This is a genomic window from Niallia sp. Sow4_A1 (assembly GCF_052116745.1).
Taxonomy (GTDB): domain Bacteria; phylum Bacillota; class Bacilli; order Bacillales; family Cytobacillaceae; genus Niallia; species Niallia hominis.
The window spans coordinates 14,735-33,822 of the sequence record NZ_JBQKKM010000020.1 but is presented as its reverse complement, the minus strand read 5'-3'; the positions used below and the strand labels follow the sequence as shown (position 1 = coordinate 33,822).

General features: G+C 34.0%; 20 protein-coding genes and 1 pseudogene. 16 read left to right on the top strand and 5 right to left on the bottom strand.

Annotation, left to right across the window (positions count from 1 at the left end; genetic code table 11):
- Nucleotides 1-20 precede the first annotated feature (20 nt).
- The 12 genes and pseudogenes from ACTQ5K_RS12520 to ACTQ5K_RS12465 all read left to right on the top strand — a co-directional run.
- Nucleotides 21-392, top strand: a pseudogene (locus ACTQ5K_RS12520) (HAD family hydrolase); the annotation flags it as partial.
- 250 nt (nt 393-642) lie between these two features.
- Nucleotides 643-1,374 (top strand): class I SAM-dependent DNA methyltransferase, encoded by a 732-nt coding sequence (locus ACTQ5K_RS12515; RefSeq protein WP_235251526.1) that lies wholly within the window; start codon nt 643-645, stop codon nt 1,372-1,374.
- 18 nt (nt 1,375-1,392) lie between these two features.
- Nucleotides 1,393-2,031 carry a histidine phosphatase family protein gene (locus ACTQ5K_RS12510; protein WP_349204970.1) on the top strand — a complete coding sequence of 213 codons (639 nt, stop codon included), beginning with the start codon at nt 1,393-1,395 and terminating at the stop codon, nt 2,029-2,031.
- A 25-nt stretch (nt 2,032-2,056) separates the two neighbouring features.
- The gene (locus ACTQ5K_RS12505) at nt 2,057-2,941 is read left to right on the top strand and encodes a GNAT family N-acetyltransferase (RefSeq protein WP_235251525.1); all 885 of its coding nucleotides are present in this window, start codon (nt 2,057-2,059) and stop codon (nt 2,939-2,941) included.
- Nucleotides 2,942-2,968: 27 nt separating this feature from the next.
- On the top strand, nt 2,969-3,496 hold the full coding sequence (locus ACTQ5K_RS12500) for an AAA family ATPase (protein ID WP_284561094.1): 528 nt from the start codon (nt 2,969-2,971) through the stop codon (nt 3,494-3,496).
- A gap of 93 nt (nt 3,497-3,589) precedes the next feature.
- Nucleotides 3,590-4,408, top strand: a complete 819-nt coding sequence (locus ACTQ5K_RS12495; RefSeq protein ID WP_235251524.1) for a protein phosphatase 2C domain-containing protein — start codon at nt 3,590-3,592, stop codon at nt 4,406-4,408.
- A 175-nt stretch (nt 4,409-4,583) separates the two neighbouring features.
- Nucleotides 4,584-5,615: a glyceraldehyde-3-phosphate dehydrogenase gene (locus tag ACTQ5K_RS12490; RefSeq protein WP_235251523.1), complete on the top strand. Its 1,032-nt coding sequence runs from the start codon at nt 4,584-4,586 to the stop codon at nt 5,613-5,615.
- Nucleotides 5,616-5,788: 173 nt separating this feature from the next.
- Nucleotides 5,789-6,451, top strand: a complete 663-nt coding sequence (locus ACTQ5K_RS12485; protein ID WP_235251522.1) for a DUF975 family protein — start codon at nt 5,789-5,791, stop codon at nt 6,449-6,451.
- A gap of 356 nt (nt 6,452-6,807) precedes the next feature.
- Entirely contained in the window at nt 6,808-7,524 is a 717-nt protein-coding gene (locus ACTQ5K_RS12480) for an ABC transporter ATP-binding protein (protein WP_235251521.1), read from the top strand.
- On the top strand, nt 7,514-8,686 hold the full coding sequence (locus ACTQ5K_RS12475) for an ABC transporter permease (protein WP_235251520.1): 1,173 nt from the start codon (nt 7,514-7,516) through the stop codon (nt 8,684-8,686). Before ACTQ5K_RS12480 ends, ACTQ5K_RS12475 begins: the two co-directional genes overlap by 11 nt.
- 22 nt (nt 8,687-8,708) lie before the next feature.
- Nucleotides 8,709-9,326: an NUDIX hydrolase gene (locus tag ACTQ5K_RS12470; RefSeq protein WP_235251519.1), complete on the top strand. Its 618-nt coding sequence runs from the start codon at nt 8,709-8,711 to the stop codon at nt 9,324-9,326.
- Between the two features lie 113 nt (nt 9,327-9,439).
- Nucleotides 9,440-10,006: a nitroreductase family protein gene (locus tag ACTQ5K_RS12465; RefSeq protein ID WP_235251518.1), complete on the top strand. Its 567-nt coding sequence runs from the start codon at nt 9,440-9,442 to the stop codon at nt 10,004-10,006.
- Nucleotides 10,007-10,050: 44 nt separating this feature from the next.
- Here ACTQ5K_RS12465 and ACTQ5K_RS12460 read toward each other — a convergent pair whose 3' ends face one another.
- The gene (locus ACTQ5K_RS12460) at nt 10,051-11,115 is read right to left on the bottom strand and encodes a DmpA family aminopeptidase (RefSeq protein ID WP_031537763.1); all 1,065 of its coding nucleotides are present in this window, start codon (nt 11,113-11,115) and stop codon (nt 10,051-10,053) included.
- A 136-nt stretch (nt 11,116-11,251) separates the two neighbouring features.
- Here ACTQ5K_RS12460 and ACTQ5K_RS12455 point away from each other — a divergent pair, with 136 nt between their 5' ends.
- The 3 genes from ACTQ5K_RS12455 to murA all read left to right on the top strand — a co-directional run bounded on the left by ACTQ5K_RS12455 (nt 11,252) and on the right by murA (nt 14,191).
- The gene (locus ACTQ5K_RS12455; protein WP_031537761.1) at nt 11,252-11,848 is read left to right on the top strand and encodes a DJ-1/PfpI family protein; all 597 of its coding nucleotides are present in this window, start codon (nt 11,252-11,254) and stop codon (nt 11,846-11,848) included.
- 227 nt (nt 11,849-12,075) lie between these two features.
- Nucleotides 12,076-12,858 (top strand): DeoR/GlpR family DNA-binding transcription regulator, encoded by a 783-nt coding sequence (locus tag ACTQ5K_RS12450; protein WP_031537760.1) that lies wholly within the window; start codon nt 12,076-12,078, stop codon nt 12,856-12,858.
- Nucleotides 12,859-12,886: 28 nt separating this feature from the next.
- Nucleotides 12,887-14,191 carry a UDP-N-acetylglucosamine 1-carboxyvinyltransferase gene (murA, locus tag ACTQ5K_RS12445; protein WP_031537759.1) on the top strand — a complete coding sequence of 435 codons (1,305 nt, stop codon included), beginning with the start codon at nt 12,887-12,889 and terminating at the stop codon, nt 14,189-14,191.
- A 69-nt stretch (nt 14,192-14,260) separates the two neighbouring features.
- Here murA and ACTQ5K_RS12440 read toward each other — a convergent pair whose 3' ends face one another.
- Nucleotides 14,261-14,566 (bottom strand): HesB/YadR/YfhF family protein, encoded by a 306-nt coding sequence (locus ACTQ5K_RS12440; RefSeq protein ID WP_031537757.1) that lies wholly within the window; start codon nt 14,564-14,566, stop codon nt 14,261-14,263.
- 472 nt (nt 14,567-15,038) lie between these two features.
- Here ACTQ5K_RS12440 and ACTQ5K_RS12435 point away from each other — a divergent pair, with 472 nt between their 5' ends.
- Nucleotides 15,039-15,695: a DUF975 family protein gene (locus tag ACTQ5K_RS12435; RefSeq protein WP_031537756.1), complete on the top strand. Its 657-nt coding sequence runs from the start codon at nt 15,039-15,041 to the stop codon at nt 15,693-15,695.
- A 470-nt stretch (nt 15,696-16,165) separates the two neighbouring features.
- Here ACTQ5K_RS12435 and ACTQ5K_RS12430 read toward each other — a convergent pair whose 3' ends face one another.
- The 3 genes from ACTQ5K_RS12430 to ACTQ5K_RS12420 form a co-directional block, all read right to left on the bottom strand.
- On the bottom strand, nt 16,166-16,543 hold the full coding sequence (locus ACTQ5K_RS12430; RefSeq protein WP_251628250.1) for an rRNA methyltransferase: 378 nt from the start codon (nt 16,541-16,543) through the stop codon (nt 16,166-16,168).
- Between the two features lie 104 nt (nt 16,544-16,647).
- Nucleotides 16,648-17,547, bottom strand: coding sequence for an aminoglycoside phosphotransferase family protein (locus ACTQ5K_RS12425; protein ID WP_251628251.1), 900 nt, complete (start codon nt 17,545-17,547; stop codon nt 16,648-16,650).
- A gap of 173 nt (nt 17,548-17,720) precedes the next feature.
- Complete coding sequence (locus tag ACTQ5K_RS12420) at nt 17,721-18,941, bottom strand: polysaccharide deacetylase family protein (protein WP_349204971.1); 1,221 nt, start codon at nt 18,939-18,941, stop codon at nt 17,721-17,723.
- Between the last annotated feature and the right edge of the window lie 147 nt (nt 18,942-19,088).

Here is a 19,088-nt window from a genome sequence, read left to right as displayed (position 1 = left end):
TATATAACGATGACAATTATGTCATTTATGAAGATGCAAAAATAACAATGGAAGGATTGAAAAAAAAATATAAAATTGGCGTTATATCAGATACAGATCCATCTATTGTGAGAGTCTTAAAAAACGCAGGTTTATATGAATATTTTGATCAGCTGACATTTAATTTCGAACTTGGCGTAAACAAACCAAGTTCATTGATATTTGAGCATGCACTTCAAGGAATGAATCTACCTGCAAAAGAAACAGTATTCATCGATGATTATGAAAAAAACTTGGATAGTGCTGCAAATCTTGGGATACAGTCCATCTTAATTCTTTCAAAACCAAACTTCCAAGAAAGATCAAAATATCCTAGCATCAATAAGTTATCCGACTTATTGTTATTATTATAAAATCATAGCATATATTTTCCTTTATTTATCATTATTTCAAACCGAACAAGAATCCTATTTTATTTTTATAAGAATAAGACGAATCCTTTTCAATGGTATAAAATAGGATAGAAACATGTAGATCTTTCAAAGGTTATTAGAATAAATTAAAAGGCATACATAATGATGGTCTTCATTTCGGTGAAGAAGGCTATGATATTTTAGTAGATTTGATTGTAAAAAAAATTCGCGAAATTTGGTAGGTGGATATATGGCATATAAAGGTTCTTCTGTATACGATAATGTGCAATTTTTTGAAAATTACCGAGCTAGAAGAAATCGAGATTCAAGTCCCAATAATAGTATAGAAAGGCCGATTTTCTATGAGCTATTGGGAGACATGAAAGGAAAGTCTATTCTAGATTTAGGATGTGGAGATGCAAACTTTGGACTCGAGCTTTTAGGGAAAGGTGCAGAAAGCTATATTGGAGTGGAAGGCTCCAAGCGAATGTTTGACGAAGCTTCCCGGCATGTAAATGGAACAACTGCTTCGGTTTATCATTCTAAGCTGGAAGATTGGGATTTTATGAATAGCAAGGTCGATATAGTTGTATCCCGTTTAGTATTTCATTATATAAAAGATTTACATACGATTTTTCACGGTATCTATAATCAGTTAAAGGAAGATGGGAAATTTGTCTTCAGTGTTCAACACCCACTATTGCTTTCTACAATTGAGAGCGCCGATTCCTCGAAAAAAAGAACGAATTGGATTGTGGATAATTATTTTTCAATGGGAGAAAGAACAGAGCCATGGATAGGAGAAGATGTAGTTAAGTATCATCGGACAATCGAAGAATATTTTCGGCTGTTAAAGGAAGCAGGCTTTAAAGTAACAGATTTACGGGAAGGTATGCCAAAGCAAGAGAACTTTGAGCAAAAAGAAGATTTTGAAAGACGGAAGAGAATTCCGCTTTTCTTGATTTTATCCTGCGAAAAATAAAAAGAAAGGATGTTTGAAATGGATAACGAATTGAGATTATATTTTATAAGACATGGAGAGACCCAATATAATATTGAGAAAAGGATGCAAGGATTTTGTGATTCTCCCTTAACGGAAAATGGGATACTGCAAGCGAAATCTGTAGGAGCTGGTTTAGTTGATATTCCCTTTATAGCTGCTTATGCAAGTGATAGTCAGCGAGTTTTAGATACAGCAAAATTCGCTTTAGGTACTCGAAATATCCAATTAACGAAAGATGCACGGTTGAAGGAAATGAATTTTGGAATGTTTGAAGCGATGCTACAGGCAGATATTATTGCAGAGCACGGAGATATTCTTGAGAGACTCTTTTCCTTTAAAGATGTGGAAAGTAAATTGCAAGATGGAGAATCATTTACTGAATTATTAAATCGAACAAACGCTGCTGTAGCTGATATTATAGCTGCACACAAAGATACTGGCGGGAATATTGCAGTCTTTTCCCATGGTGTCACTATTGGCTTTTTGATGAAGTCCCTCTTAAATAGTGAAGGATTCCCCCATCATGACAATTGCTGTGTATCGGTTATCCTTGTGAAAGATGGACAAATGATAGTAGAAAAAGTAGCAGATGCGTCTTTCCGAGATAGTGGGAAAGTATCTTTAAGTATTGAATAATATAAAATAAGAAGAGAGACATTTTATGAGCAAATATCAATTAATATCTGATTACAAAGACAACGAAATATATAAAAATAGTTTTATTGAATTAGCTAAACAAGTTTTTAAAATCGACTTTTCAAGATGGGATCAACTTGGTTGCTGGAATGATGACTATATTTGTTATTCTTTTTTAGATGGTGACAAAGTGATAGCGAATGTTTCGATTAATAAGATGGATATCATCCTCCATAATAAAATGTATAAGTCCCTGCAGCTTGGTACTGTCATGACACACCCCGACTACCGAAATAAAGGGTTATCTGCAAAATTAATTAATCATATTATAGCAAAATATGAAAACCTATATGATTTTATCTATTTATTTGCCAATCCATCTGTTCTTGATTTTTATCCGAAATTTGGGTTTGGCAGGATGCAGGAAAGCAACTTTTATATGGAGATGTCTGCTGATTTCTATAATAAAGAAGAAAGACCATCTAATCCTAGAAAATTAGATGTTAATAGTAGCGAGGACTTTCGTCTAATCAAAAGAATTGCTGAAAATCGAATTCCAGTTTCAACTATTTGTGGAGTAAAACAGAATAACCATTTGCTATTCTTTTATTTAATCGAAGTTTTTAATGAAATGACTTTTTATTTTGAGAAAGAAGAAGTGATTGTTATCTGTGAAAAAATAGAGAATAAACTATATGTATATGATGTGATCAGCACATATAAAGTAGACTTTGAAGTTCTTCTGCAGTCTTTTTCAACGGATAAAGTGATATTTCATTTTATACCAGATGATTTAAAAAGCAAAGGAAATTATATAGTTGCAGAGAGTTCAGATGTTTTATTTATTCGACATGCGAGAAAGATTGAAAACCTTGAACCAATCCTTTTTCCACTTACCTCTCATGCATAATAATCGGCTATCATAGGGAGGTGTTGAATGGTGAAAACTGCTCCAGCTAAAGTTCATATCATTGGTTCTGTTGGTAGTGGAAAAACAACATTAGCGAAGGAATTATCAACGAAACTAGAAATTCCATATTATGAACTCGATAATGTCGTTTGGATGCGAAAGGAAAATGGAGATAGCAGAAGAACCGAAGAGGAACGAGAGAAATTATTACATAGGATTGTCCAAACAGATAAATGGATTATCGAAGGAGTTCATCATGACGAATGGGTAAAGAACAGTTTCCAACAAGCGGATATCATTATTTTCTTGGATACTAATTATTATATTCGTACCTATCGCATTATGAAAAGATTTATTAAGCAAAAGGTAGGCATTGAAAAAGCACATTATCAGCCTTCCTTTAAGATTTTCTTTAAAATGTTTCAATGGAATAAACACTTTGAAGAAGTGGGCAAGCCTGATTTTTTAAAAAAATATCAAGAGTATCAGGGAAAGGTTTTCGTGGTTAAGAGTAAAAAAGTTGCATATCAAAAATTTTTTCGAAAGGGTTATTGATTCTTTCAAGGAGACATTAGATTTTCTATCCATTTTTATCATAGGGGGAATGGGAAATGGCTATATGTTGCTTTATATGTGAGGAAGAACTATATGGAATATAAATGGGTAGGTAGTGACAAACATTTTATGGATGAGATTAACATTCTTCAGCTAAAAAATAATCTAGTATTAGGCAGATTTGGAGGAAATTCTTCTGTAGGTCAATACAAAAATGAAGATGGCTGCTTAATCTGGATAAATGAACAAGATGATTGGGAATTAGCGACCCTTTTAGATGCACATGATACAGCACAAAGCGCAGATTTAGTGATAAAAAGCATGGATGAAAAAAAAGAGGAGTTAAAAACAATTCTACAATTGCCACTAAATAAAGTATTCCCACAAATTACTTCTTTTTTCTTAAACCATTTCGCCAGCAAGGAATTTCTAGAGCAATGCAAAATGATTCAAGGAGAAACTGCATGTTTAATCGTTGTGCGAAAAGAAAACTATTTATGGTGGTTATCAATTGGCGACTGCATACTCGCATTAAATCATCCAGAGTTTTCAAAATTGGGAGAATACCAGCAAAATCATCGAAGCTTCTATGAATGGATTGGACAAAATAGTACCTTTCATCAAGATGTGCCCACTTATAATCTAGGTGTGAAAGAATTGAGAAAAGGAATAACACATATCTTCCTTACAACTGATGGACTAATTGAATGCCCCAATACGGATTATCATAAGATAGGATCTATTTTTAAAGGATTTGAAACATTTTCTAATCAAGAGAGTGTCTATTATTTGTTAAAAGACATCAAAAATAAAAATATTCGTGATAGCACTACTATTATATCTTGGTTTGTTCGAAATACCAAAGAAGCTACAACACCGAGTGATTTAGGCTTTAGCCGAGAATCCTCGTGACTTCAATCGTGGGTTGTTGACTAAAGAGATAGTAATGTTTATCTACTCTTAAAACCAAATAAGAAAGAATGATACATCTTATTTCAATAAATAAGATGTATTTTACTTTATATGTGTTATACTTATTGAAGATTAATTATTATTAGTATAACATATTTAAAAAGGAGCGGATTATATGACAATATCAGTAGCAATTAATGGCTTTGGGAGAATCGGAAGAATGGTGCTTAGGAATGCTATTAATGATGAAAATATACATATTACTGCTATTAATGCCAGTTATCCTTCTGAAACGATAGCACATTTAATAAAGTATGACACAATTCATGGGAAATTCCCTGGAAAAGTAGTAACTAAGGATCATTCGATTCTAATAGATGGTCAAGAGATTCTAATAGTAAATAATCGCAATCCAGAAAGATTACCTTGGAGTGAACTGGATATTGATATCGTTGTAGAAGCTACGGGGAAATTTAACAATAGAGATAAAGCAGCAATGCATTTACATGCCGGCGCGAAAAAAGTAGTGCTTACAGCTCCTGGGGTAAATGCTGATGCAACCATCGTAATGGGAGTGAATGAAGAGGTATTAAATATGGATAAACACCATATTATTTCGAATGCCTCCTGTACAACCAATTGTTTAGGGCCAATTGCTAAGGTTATAGATAAACATTTTACGATAAAGAATGGATTAATGACAACGATTCATTCCTTTACAAATGATCAAAACAATATAGATAATCCACATAATGATTTACGGCGTGCAAGATCTTGTGGGCAAAATATTATTCCAACTTCGACAGGTGCTGCAAAGGCTTTGAAAGAGATTCTTCCACACTTAGAAGGGAAACTCCATGGAATGGCATTAAGAGTGCCAACACAGAATGTCTCTTTAGTAGATTTAGTCGTTGATTTAGAAAAAAATGTGACGAGAGAATCAGTTAATCGAGCCTTTGAGAAGGAATCAACGGGGAATTTGAAAGGTATTCTTGCTATTACGGAGGAGCCTTTAGTTTCTATTGATTTTAATACAACGACCGAATCTGCAACTATTGATGCTTTATCGACAATGGTTATCGGCCACAATAAAGTGAAAATACTAGCATGGTATGACAATGAATGGGGCTATTCAAATCGAGTGGTAGATTTAGTCAAGCTTGTCGGAAGCAAAATGATTGTGAAAATGGATAGTCAAGCTGTATAAATGAAAGAAAAAAAGATAGATGCAGAAAGGTAATGTACCTAACTGCATCTATCTTTTTTATTCTCTTGCTAAGCATAGCCTTTTTCCTTTTCATAAATGGGAATATTACGCATATTTATATTTAGGAATGACAGGAGGATGGTTTCATTAATTTGGAATAAGGAGGAATAGAAATGAAAATAAAACAAATTAAAACAGAAGCAAGGCAAGCTCTGAGAGGATATTGGGGAAAAGGTGTCTTCATATCTTTCATTTATTTCTTTGTTAGTATGGTTCTCACAACAATCGTTGATATTTTATTTAGTGGTGGGATACATAATTGGCTTTATCAGGAATACTCTCCTGTCGGCTCTGAATTTGGAAATTTTATCATCTCTCTTTTGTATATTCCTTTAACTGTAGGCATTATTTGGTTTTATCTTGGCTTAGTACGTACTGAAAATCCACAAGTTTCTCAAATTTTTAGCATTTATACAAATGTTGCACTATCTGTGAAGCTGATTGGCACAAATATCATGATTGGCATTTTTACCTTTTTATGGTCCTTATTGTTCCTTATTCCTGGAATTATTAAAGGGTTAGCTTATTCCCAAACGATGTTGCTGTTAAAGGATAATCCAGAGTTTGGAATCTTTGAAGCAATTACTGAAAGTAGAAGAAGAATGGATGGATACAAGTGGAAGTACTTTTTGTTAGGTCTAAGCTTTATTGGCTGGGGACTACTTTGTATCCTTTCCATCGGAATTGGCTTTCTTTGGTTAGTTCCTTACGTATATACTGCTAACGCTACTTTCTATGAGAATCATATTGCAGAAAAAGAAGTAATAGAACTTTAGATTGTTTTTCTATAAACGATTATGGAAATAGAAAAACTTTATTTCTATGGAAGAACTGAGCAGTCTGAATACACAAAAACTCCTGTAGGATCAGCGAGAAAGGTGAGACCCCACAGGCAAAGCCCATAGCCCATGGAAAATGAGTGTATTCAGACCGCGGGTAATAACAACGGACTTTTTTATATAATTCTTTCCAAACACGAACTATTGCATAATATTATTGTATAACCATTCCACTTTATTACTATTGGCAAGTTGTATCTATATGGGAAAAAATACATCTTTCTTATTCAATATAGAAACTTTTTCCTCTTTTCACTCGTATGTACTTGTAACAAGAGAGGGAGGGTGTGGACATGTCTCTTTTACGTGTAGCGATAGAATCAGCTGGCTATGAAAAAAAGAAAGACATCATCAAAGACATTCATTTCGCAATTGAAAAAGGGGAGTTGGTTGGCTTAATAGGACCAAACGGGGCTGGCAAAAGCACAACGATTAAAAGTCTGCTTGGTTTAATGGACCAATTAGATGGAGAGATTTCATCCAAAGATGGTATCACTTATTCTTATTTACCAGAAAGGCCGATTTTTTATGATGAATTAACTTTATGGGAACATCTTGATTTTGTTGCGGCAATGGAAGGTTTAGAAGAACTAGCTTATAAGGAAAAGGCAAATACGTTATTGGATAAGTACAAGCTATCTAAACATGCACATGAAAACCCAACGAAATATTCAAAAGGTATGCAGCAAAAAGCAATGCTCGTTCTTGCGATGATAACGAATCCTTTATTATATATTATTGATGAACCATTTATGGGACTTGATCCAAATGCGATGAAGCATTTCCTAGGATCGATTGAAGCGGAACGAAAGCGTGGCGCTGGAATCCTGATGTCTACACATGTATTAGATACAGCAGAAAAGATATGCGATCGATTTCTTATGATTCATGATGGACACCTCGTTGCCAAAGGCACGCTAGAGGATATACGAAGACAGTGCCAATTGCCAGATGGCTCCTTGTATGATTGCTTTCATGTGCTAGCGGAAGGTACTAAGAATGAAAAGTAGGCAGCTATTTTATGATCGTGTAATAAGAAATTGGAAGTTTCAAAGTCAGGTTTTTCGTTCTGTGGCTGATTGGACGGTAGTCTTATATATTCTTATTCCTGCAGTTATTTTTTGTACAGCAGTATATTTTTCATGGTGGAAGGAATTACCTGAATGGCTTGATAACATTCCTTTTATCATCCCGTTTTTCTTCCTTTACCTTCTTTCATGGAGCGGAAATATACGGACCTTTATTGTGGAAGCGGACAAAGTATTTTTGGTGAAAAAGCCTGAATTACTAAGTGGCTTAAAAAGAAGGGCTTATCTTTATTCTTTTCTTCAACAATTGCTTGTCATATGTGCAGGGTTTAGTTGTCTTCTACCTTTTTTGCTTAATTATTATTTGTTAAGCTGGCAGGAGATTATCGTCTTATTTGTTTATTTTCGTTCTTTACAAGCGTGCCTCCTATTTCTGAAATATCCAATCAGAAAAGTTGTCTCTACTTTTCGAAAAAGTATCATCACACTTTGTTTGTTTCTGGTTTTTAATTGGTGCAGTCAATGGATGTATCGTATTATAGATAGTGGTTATCATCTTCCAGTTTATGTTATTTCTATTTCAGTACTTATTTTGTCGATTCTATTAAGTCTGAAAGCGATAGGGAAAAAAGGTTCACTCGACATACATATTGAAATGGAGCAAGAAAGAAAATCGAGTATTACTCAATTTATCTTTATGGCTTCGCCGCAAATAGAAAAGCCAGTGGTGATAAGAAGAAAAAAACCATTACTTTTCCGGAACTCCAAACGAATTTTTAAAAAGCGTACTCCAATTAATGGCTTGATCGAATTGTTTATTAAAATTGTGGTTCGAAATTCAAGTTATTTATATGGCTATTTTATGTTAATCAATAGTACAACATGGGCTATTATTCTCGTCCCACCCTTGTGGCTAAAATTAACAATTTTTACCGCTTTTTGCTTTATGATGTATGGATGGCTTTTTTCTCTATGGGATAAAGTCTGTCAGTATAATCCATTAATGAATAAATATATGGATCGTGATTTTTATTTTTCAGCAAGGAAAAGAGGCGTATGGATTATGCTCGTTCTAGCTTTATTAGTCATCATCTTATTTTATACAATTGTTTGGTTGTTAAAGGAAATGATTGGTATTGTCTAAAATATAAAAAGGGAGGCATAGTATGGAACAAAAATGGTTACAGTGGGCAAAGCAACTTCAAGCGATTGCTCAAGCAGGCTTGACGTATTCAAAAGATATATATGATTTAGAACGATTTGAAGAGATTAGAAAAATGAGTATAGAAATGATGTCGGAATATACAAAAGTTGATACGTCAATCATTCGTGAACTTTTTGCAAATGAAACAGGTTATGCTACTCCAAAAGTGGATATCCGAGCAGTGGTTTTTAAAGACGAGAAAATTTTAATGGTAAAAGAAAAAACAGATCAGTCCTGGGCGCTACCAGGAGGATGGGGAGATATTGGGTTAACTCCGGCAGAAGTTGCGGTAAAAGAGGTTCAGGAAGAATCAGGTTTCGATGTGAAAGCTGTTAAGTTAATTGGGGTAATAGACAAGAAGTGCCATCCTCATCCACCTTCTCCATACCATGTATATAAGATGTTTATTCAATGTGAGATTATAGGTGGAGAGGCGAAAGAAGGAATGGAAACAAGTTCCGTGGCTTTTTTTGCGGAAAATGAACTTCCGCGTCTATCCATACCAAGAAATACAGAATCACAAATTTATTTAGCTTTTAAACATTTACATCATCCAGAGGAGACTGCTTATTTAGACTAACCCCTGTTAAAATGAGCATGTAATTATTAAATAGGGAAATCAATTAGTTGATTTGTAATTTTGAAAAAATTAAAATGGAAGGGAACTGAAAAAATTTTTGAGGATGATTATTAATGAACGAAAAAGAAATACAACAATTACGTCAACCAGACCATGAGATTGATCCCATTTTTATCAATCGTTGGTCTCCCCGTTCTTTTTTAAAAAAAGAAGTGCCAGAAGAAGTGTTAATGCGTGTTTTCGAGGCTGCTCGTTGGGCTCCATCTGCTAATAATTCGCAGCCATGGCGGTTTATCCTTGCTCGTACCCAAGCAGAACGTGAACTATTTCATTCATTTATTTTTGAAAGAAACTTAGAGTGGTGCAAAAATGCGCCTGTGTTAGCGGTGCTTATATCAGATAACCAAAATCGGATGGATGCATTTGATAGTGGAACTGCATGGGGATTCTTATCCTTACAGGCAATCAAAGAAGGATTAAAAACACATGCAATTGGTGGCTTTGATAAGGACAAAGCACGAGAAGTATTAAATATTCCAGAAGAGTATAATGTTCAAGTAGCAATTGCCATTGGATATCAAGGAGAGAAGGATGCATTGCCAGAAGATTTTCAAGCACGTGAGCTACCTTCCAATCGTCGTCCGTTAGTCGAAACAATCTTTGAAGGAAAATATAAATAAGAAAAACCAGACGCGGTGTATGAAAACAGGCGTCTGGTTTTTTACTAGTTAAGACTAATTGCATATTTATCGATTAAATCTTTAAGGGCAGGACGCTCATTTCCTTCTCGACCAGTTACATGGGTTGCAGTGATTAAGGAGTTGAGCACTGCTTCCTCAGTAGCCTCACCAACGGCTCTGAAAGCTAAATCAATATCTTCTTCATGGATTGTCGAAACAGGAACGCTTGAAGCTGGCTTTTCGTGAGGTATTTTTGTTGCTGTTGAAAAACCAATGACGATTTCACCACTACCTGTTGTTATGATGGAGCCAGTACGGGAAAGACCAGAAACAGCCCGCTTAATGATGCGGCTTAATTGTCTCTCTGACACTGGAAGGTCTGTCGCAACAATAATAATGACAGAACCTTGATCTTTGTCATTCTTTGCCTGGAGAAGATATTCTTTTAGTTCTTGCCCAATTGGATTCCCCGCTATTGTTAAATCACTTAATATCCCGAAATTAGTTAGAGCGAACACACCAATTGTATATGTCCCATGCTCCATTGTCATTAACCGAGAGGATGTACCAATTCCACCTTTTAATGAATAACAAAGCATTCCTCTCCCAGCACCAACAGAACCTTCTTCAAATTCAATAGATGCATTAGCGATAGCCTCGAAAACATGTTCTTTTGTAATGTTTCGTGCTCTTACGTCATTTAGGAACATATCATTACATTCACAGACAATCGGATTGACGGTTCCAGTCGATCTGCCAATTTCCTCGTTTTGATTTAGCATATATTCAATGAGTGCATCAGCAGCAGTACCAATGCTTAATGTGTTTGTTAAGAGGATAGGTGTTTCAATTGTCCCTAATTCATTGATTTGAATGGTGCCCATCGTTTTGCCGAAACCATTAATCACATGGCTTGCAGCGATTACTTTTTCTTTAAAAACATTTCCTTGATGTGGCAAAATGGCCGTTACACCTGTCTGTATATCACCATTGCTTAATGTAACATGACCAACAGTAACACCATCAACATCTGTAATGGCATTATTACTGCCTGTTTCTAGTCTACCAACTGTTATCCAGTAATCTCTCACTCTTTTTTGTTGTTTCATTCTGTAGCCTGCCTTCCTTTTAGTTAGTTTTATTTTTTCAAAAATTAAGAAGGTTATCAAGTTTATTATTAGAATTTACTCCTCTTAATGGGATTATTAGCTATAATGATGAAAGAAAAGATTTAGGGAGGGTAAAATGGAAAATAAACAGTGGAAAGTAGGCATTTTTCTATTTAATGATGTGGAGGTTCTAGACTTTGCAGGTCCATTTGAAGTATTCTCTGTCACGACAAGTGAAGATGGGACGAAACCATTTTCTGTGCATACCATTTCAGAGAACGGACAAATGATACATGCGAGAAATGGCTTGAAGGTGCACCCTGATTTTAGCTTCGAAACGATGCCAACCTTTAATATTTTAATTATTCCAGGAGGGCTTGGGGCAAGAGAGAGCGAAATAAAGAAGGAAAGTGTTATTCATTGGATATCACAGCAAATGGAAGAGGTACAATTTATGACGTCTGTTTGTACTGGTGCATTATTGTTAGCAAAAGCAGGTTTGTTAGATGGAAAAAAAGCAACAACACACTGGGCAAGTCTAGACAGGTTAGAAAACGAGTATCCCGAAGTAAATGTAGTGAAAAACGTTAAATTTGTAGATGAAGGGAATATTATTACTTCAGGAGGGATTTCCGCAGGAATAAATATGTCTTTTCATCTTGGAAAGCGTTTGGTAGGTACTAAATTGATGACAGAAACTGCGAAGCGAATGGAATATGATATAGAGCTTTAATTCAGGGAAACATTACAGATTGAAATTGCTGCTTTTATGCAGCAATTTTTTTATATAGCAATACATAAACATGATTGTTAAATAAAGTTAGGAACATATGTTCTTGGTGCGGGAAAAATGAACAATACGTAATAAAAAAGAAGAAAAATGAATAATAAAATTGACAATGCTTAATAAAACGGAATAATATAAATTTATATTTATATCTTAATGTGAAAGGGAAGAGTATGTTAGCGGAGGAAAGAAGAAAAAGAATTTTAGAACTTATAGAAAGAGATGGCAAAGTAATAGCCAAAGATTTAGCAATTCAATTTGAGATGTCTCTTGATTCGATAAGAAGAGACTTAACGATTATGGAAGAACAAGGCTTGCTTCAAAAAACATATGGTGGTGCTATTCTTCATGGACCAACCCCTAAAGTACGAACAATGCCACAGAAAGAATCAATCAGATATGGAGTAGGGGCTCCACATGAAAATGCTATTTCAAAATTAGCAGCTTCTTTTATTAAAAAAAATGATACTGTTTTTCTTGGAGGAGCAGGTATTCATTATGGAATGCTAAAGTATTTGCCAAAGGATATCCCTTATACAATCGTCACAAATTCCTTAAAGATTGCAGAACATATTAGAACACAAGAAAATATAAGTGCTTATCTAATCGGAGGAAAATTAAGGGAGGTTTCTTCTGGTAGTATGATAGATTGTCTTGCTATGGAAATGATGCGTAAATTCTCTTTAGATATTTGTTTTTTAACAGGAGGAGGAGTTAATGCGAAAGGAATTAGTACGTCGACTCCTGAAGCCGCAGCATTTGCCCAAACAGTATCAAGTGTTGCCCAAAAAGTAGTATGCCTTGCACCCCATGAAAAAATAGGGCTTGAAATGTTTATGCAATCCATACCAATGGAGGATATAGATATTCTTATCACAGATCTAGGTGCTCCAGAAAAAACAATTCAAGAGATAAAAAAGAAAAAAGCGCAAATCATTTTTGCGGATTTACATTGATTAGAATGAGTGGAATAGGAGATTTATAATGAGATGGATAAACATAGAAGGACCTTCTAAGCTAGAAGGTTCCTTAACAGTACCTGGTTCGAAAAATAGCTCACTCGCAATTCTTGCGGCAGCATGCTTAGCTAGTGAACCCGTAATTTTAAAAAACATCCCAAACATCGCAGATTTTGGAGTGCTTCGTCAAATTGGAGATGAAATTGGATGTGTAATGAATCGAGATAGTTTAGGAGACGTCCATATTGACCCGACTAAAATAAATAATACAATAATTGAACCTGAAAAATCTGGTAAATTCAGAACAGCCTATTATTTTATTGGAGCATTACTCGCTAAATTTAAAAAAGTATCACTAGGATATCCAGGCGGAGATGATTTTGTAAGCAGACCAATTGATCAGCATATAAAGTCATTAGAAAAACTAGGAGCATCATTCACTTTTTATAAAGATTATTATGAAGTAGAAGCTTCTAAGTTAAAAGGTGCAACAATCTATTTTGATACAATTACATCAGGGGCGACAATTAATAGTATGCTAGCAGCCGTATTAGCAGAAGGGGAAACTATTCTATTAAATGCCGCAAGAGATCCTGAAGTAACAGATACAGCGTTATTTTTAAATCAAATGGGTGCAAAAATCATCGGTGCAGGTACAGATACAATCAAAATTAAAGGTGTTAAGCAATTAAATGGCTGTACCTACAGCGTTATTCCTGACCGCCTTATTGCAGGAGCATTTCTGATTTCTTCTGGGATTACGGGAGGCACGATTACAGTAAAAGATATTATTCCAGAACATCTTACTTCCTGTATAACGAAATTAAAAGAGATTGGTGTAGGCATTGAAATAAAAGAAAATAATATTACATCCTTTTTAGATGGTCGAATTAGAGCGACAAGAGTAAGAACCGCTATGTTTCCAGGATTTCCTACGGATTTGCAGCAGCCTTTAACCGTATTGCTAACACAAGCGACTGGAAAAAGTATACTTCGGGAAACTATATATCCGAACCGATTTAATCATGTATATCAGTTGAACAAAATGGGAGCTAGTATAGAGGTAACAAATGGTGTTGCACATATTAAAGGGAAATCAAATTTACATGGAGCATTAGTTAATGCTTCCGATGTCCGCGCAGGAATATGCCTTATTCTTGCAGGTGTTATCGCAGAAGGAACAACAACGATTACTGGGATTGAACATATTGAACGAGGATACGACAATGCAGTAGCAGCTTTTAATAGTCTAGGAGCAAATATCACTTTACATCATTCTGACGAGATTACAAATGATAGATTGATAGAAGAATTTAAAAAAATTAACTAGTAAAACGAAATTGTATCATCTAATATGTAATTCCATATAACCGCCAGTTTATCGGCGGTTATATATATTTCAACCTTTTATTTTTGGTAATTTATATTGATATTCCACTTCATCCATTGCTTCATTAAATTCTACATATAAGTCGTGCCCATTAAAGTACCAAACATCTGTTTCCTCTACGTAAAAATGAATTCCTTCTGCTTCACTACTTGCTATTGCATCAACAGGTGCCTCGATGGAAAAGCCAAGTGAAAAGTTTTCTTGAACGGGACTATTTCCGTAAATCATTGGATAAAAGCGCACATAACTTCCCGTATCTAACCCTACTTCTTCTTTAAACCAAGTTAAAGCAGCTTTGCTAATATGTATGTTCATCGTACGATCCTCCTAAAAAATATATATAATTTTTCTCTTTAATTATCTTTTTATTTCAGTATATATACAAGAAAAAAGCTTAAAGCAATCTTATATCCCAAAGGAATAGTTCATTTATGGTGACAAATTACGGTATGAACAATAGCGATACATCTAATTAGTTAGTTAACTAAAAACAAGTTGCTTGAATACGGTGTAAAAATAATGAAACCTTTCTCTATAATGTTCGTATTAAATAGAGGAAGTATATAAGAAGGAGGAGAGGTGGCAGGACCATACATAGAAGTTTATGGAAAAAGTGTGTGCAAAAGAAAAAGAGGAGGGAAGAAGCCAGCGCATCAATAGATATAAAATTAATTATTGGGGTATTTTGTCAAAAAAACATTTTCGTATTCCAATATAATTACTATAATAAAATAGACAGCAAATAAGTACATCTGTCTTTTTACATATATATAAAGGGGGATATGCATTGAAAATTTCAGCAATTAAGTATGAGGCAAGACAATCATTAAAAGGGGAATGGGGAAAAGTAGTAGGTCTTACATTCCTATATTTCATTTTAAGTACGGTAATAAATTTCTCTGTTGAAGTTTATGCTAGTGGAGGCATTTTAAATTGGTTTAATCAAGATTATACACCACCATTAGCATCCATATTAAATGCCATTATTAGTATTATTTTAATCCCATTAACTATAGCAATTAGTTGGTTTTATCTCGATATCGTTAGAGAGAAAAGTCCTGAAATTCCGCAGGTTTTTACGATATATACGGATGCAAGGTTAGCTCTAAAATCCATTGGTACGACTATCATGATAGGTATATTTACATTCTTATGGTCTTTATTATTATTAATTCCGGGAATTATCAAAGGGCTAGCATATTCACAGACATTTATGATTTTAAAAGATCATCCAGAGCTATCCATTTTTGAAGCAATTACAGAAAGCAGAAGAAGAATGGTTGGTTACAAATGGAAGTTCTTCCTGTTAAACTTAAGCTTTATTGGATGGGGCTTCTTATGTCTATTGTCTCTAGGAATCGGTTTCTTATGGTTAACTCCGTATATCTATACGTCTAATGCAACTTTTTATCATAAATTAATCGCAGAAAAAAAGACGCTTTAACTAAGCGATTGTTGATGGAGATACCCAGAGAACAGAAACTAAATCTGTTCTCTGTTTTTTTATATGCAAAGGTTAAATGCTAATATTATGTAAACTTGACGAGAGAAGAGATGTATAGAAATGGTTCCGCTGAGCATCTATAAGCCAAATTTATATATAGTATTGCGAAAATGGAATGATTGCTGATTTTAAATAGCAAGCTAAGAATTGTTTATATTAAATATTTAAACAACTAATAGATAAATGGTTTTAGTAAATGTATAATAATATTATTATCTACAATAAAATAGCTGAGTAGTATTGGATGCATATTGAATGATTAAATGTTCGAAATAAACGATAATTTTTTTATTTTGTCTCACTATCTAAAGTATACTTTATTTTGAGATGAGATTTATTAATATTTGAATTGCTGTGTATAATATATATTATGTTCGGGGCGTTGTAATAAATATAAGAATATAGTAAGACTACATTCTCTCTACTCTATTCTTATACTGTTTATCTTTAATATCATTTAAATCGATAAATTTCGTGCTGTATTCTAAAATATCGTTCAAATACAAATGATTTGATTTTGCAAATTGTTTCGCATTCTCCAATAATTGTTTATCGTAAGTTGTTTTATATTGAACTCGATCCTTTGGTCTGGATTCTTTTGAGAATTGAATCATATTATTTGCTAGTAAATTTCTTAGACCGTTTTCAAATAAATAATTTATGTGCGTATCATTTTCTTCAGCCATTTTGCTTAATGTATCGATGATTTCTTTACTAATGTTTGTTCTAAATTTGACTCTAGATTGATCCGTTTCTTGAATTAATTTACCGTTTACTAATCTCCACAATTTTTTGTAAACCTCCTATCAAATGCTATGGTTAATAACATTTTTGTTATTCATATATTCTTCATTTTTCATTATTATATCTTATTTTTACTAATTTAGGGAGTTCATCTAGCATTAATAAACTCATAGAGACAATTAAACCGCTCTAATGCAGTTTCCCAATTTATATTATACTGATTCTCCAGTGCATAAAGTAATTCATGAAATACTGGCTGTAGCCCGTAAAAATTACTTACTCTTTTAAATATGGCTTCTGTTTTTTCGGAAGATTGATAGCAGGATAATACATTCTTCGTGAAGTCTGGACCGTATGCCCAATAGATACCCGCAAAGTCAAAAGCAGGGTCTCCAATTTGTGCATCTGTAAAATCAATAATGCCACTAATCCTCCCCTTCTGTTCATTATAAATAATGTTTGAGGTCGTTAAGTCTCCATGAATGATAACTTTCTTAGCGGGTATGTCTTCATAGCTTTCTAGAAAGCGCTCAAATAAATGGGCAATCTGTTCTTGCTGTTTGTACTTTAAAAATGGAAATACTTGTCGTTCTACTTTCTTGTAGAAAGACTCCCAATAAGAATGGTTATGAAGGCTTGTTAACATACTACTGTTTAATTGTGCTACTTCGACACTATGTAATTTTGTGAGAAAGTCGCCAACCAATCTGGCGTTCTCAAAATGACAAGTAATGGTATTAGGAGCATATTCAGATAAAGATTTCCCTTCAATCAGAGGATATTTTACACCTTTAACTTTGTCATCTTCATGCATATACTCAAATTCAGGTATTACCAACAGTGGATTTCTCGCTTTTACTGCTGTTAAAATTTCGCCTTCTGTTTTTACTTTTGCTGCCACTTCTTCCGATTTAGGAAATCTAAAGACTAAGTTATTATTAATAATAACTAGATCGTTGTCCCACCCCCTATTATTTACTTTTACTTCTTTAATCACGAAATGGGGAAAATATCTTTTTATAAATGCAAGCCTTTCTTTTTCTTTCATTTCGTTAGCCTCTCTTCTGTTATTACATTTAGGATTTCAGTAATCATACTGTCCCCTTCTATATGATTGAAAGTGTCAGAGTTTGCTTTTATTAAAACGAATGATTAATAGAAACTATATTAATCATTCGTTTTAAAGTTTCATCTTTCCTTTACCACTAACATAATTTCTAATTACTGATATGCCTCTACCCCCAACAATTCATCCAAGCCAACAATTTCAAATCCTTTTTTTTGAACGGCTTTAATGATTGTAGGTAATGCCTTTGCTGTTTCTGTTTTTTCTGAATCTGAATGCATTAAAATAATATCGCCGTTTCGCAAATTATCTGTGACATTTTTGATAATATTTTCAGGATCCTTTTGTGACCAATCAAGTGTATCGATTGACCAAATTATCACAGAGTAGCCTTTATCTTTGGCATTTTCTATTAAGGTTTCATTTGTTTCCCCATATGGTGGTCTAATCATCGCCGGCTCTTTCCCAATAATTGTTTGAATAGCAAGCCCTGCATTGTTTATTTCATTTGCTTGTTCAGCATTGCTTAAAGTAGTCAAATCAACATGATGATAGCTATGACTTAATACTAAATTACCGTTTTCATAGGCATTTTTAACAACTTGTGGGTACTTTTCTGCTTCACTGCCAATAAAGAAAAAATTTCCTTTCACATGATGGTTTTGTAATATTTCAATTATTTTTGGTGTCATGATTTCATCAGGACCATCATCAAAGGTTAAAGAAATCTTCTTTTCATTTCGTCCATTTATGTATAAATTAGGCTGATTTTCTTTAAAGTTCACGATATCACTCCTCCAAGTTTGCATCGCTTGCCATTGCTTGTTTGTTAGCTGATCAGAGTTTCCCTTTAAATCTAATACATAGCCAGCTTGCTCCCCTCTCTCTTCATTATAAACAGATAGATGGTCCACTTTATCTGTTTCATTCAGGATGATAAATTTAAGCTGAATCTCCTTTGAAAGGTTATAAACAATTATTTTTTCCCCTTCACCTGTTCTTATTTCTGCTGGTTCTCCTATTACTTCTTTTAAATCAGACAAGGAGAATACCTGTAATTGCTTTTTATAGGAACGAATATCATAAATCTCTCCTTTTGCAGTAAAACCAAACACGGTATTCTTTTTATCATAGGTAGCGTAAAAGCCATTCCCTACATGGTCTGTTCTAACTGGCTCTTCCCATTGCATTTCTACCTGTTCTATCGTATTGGAAAATACGTTAAAGGGACTTGTATCTGTCATTCCTTTTTTTGCTGTTTCCACTATATCCGTTAAATAGTCAGAAGGAAAATCGATATTTTTTTGTTCTTGATTTGTTTCACTCTGGTTAAGATCACCTGCTTCTTTTGGTTTCTGAGCACTACATGCAGCCATGATTAACATCTGGAATAGTACAAGGAAATAGAGCAAATACTTTGTCTTCAGTTTTGTTCACCTTCTCTTCTGTGGCGTTCATCCTATCACTATTAATGTAAGGGTTTATGAATTCGTTTGCAATAACTAATTAAAAATCGGCGATAT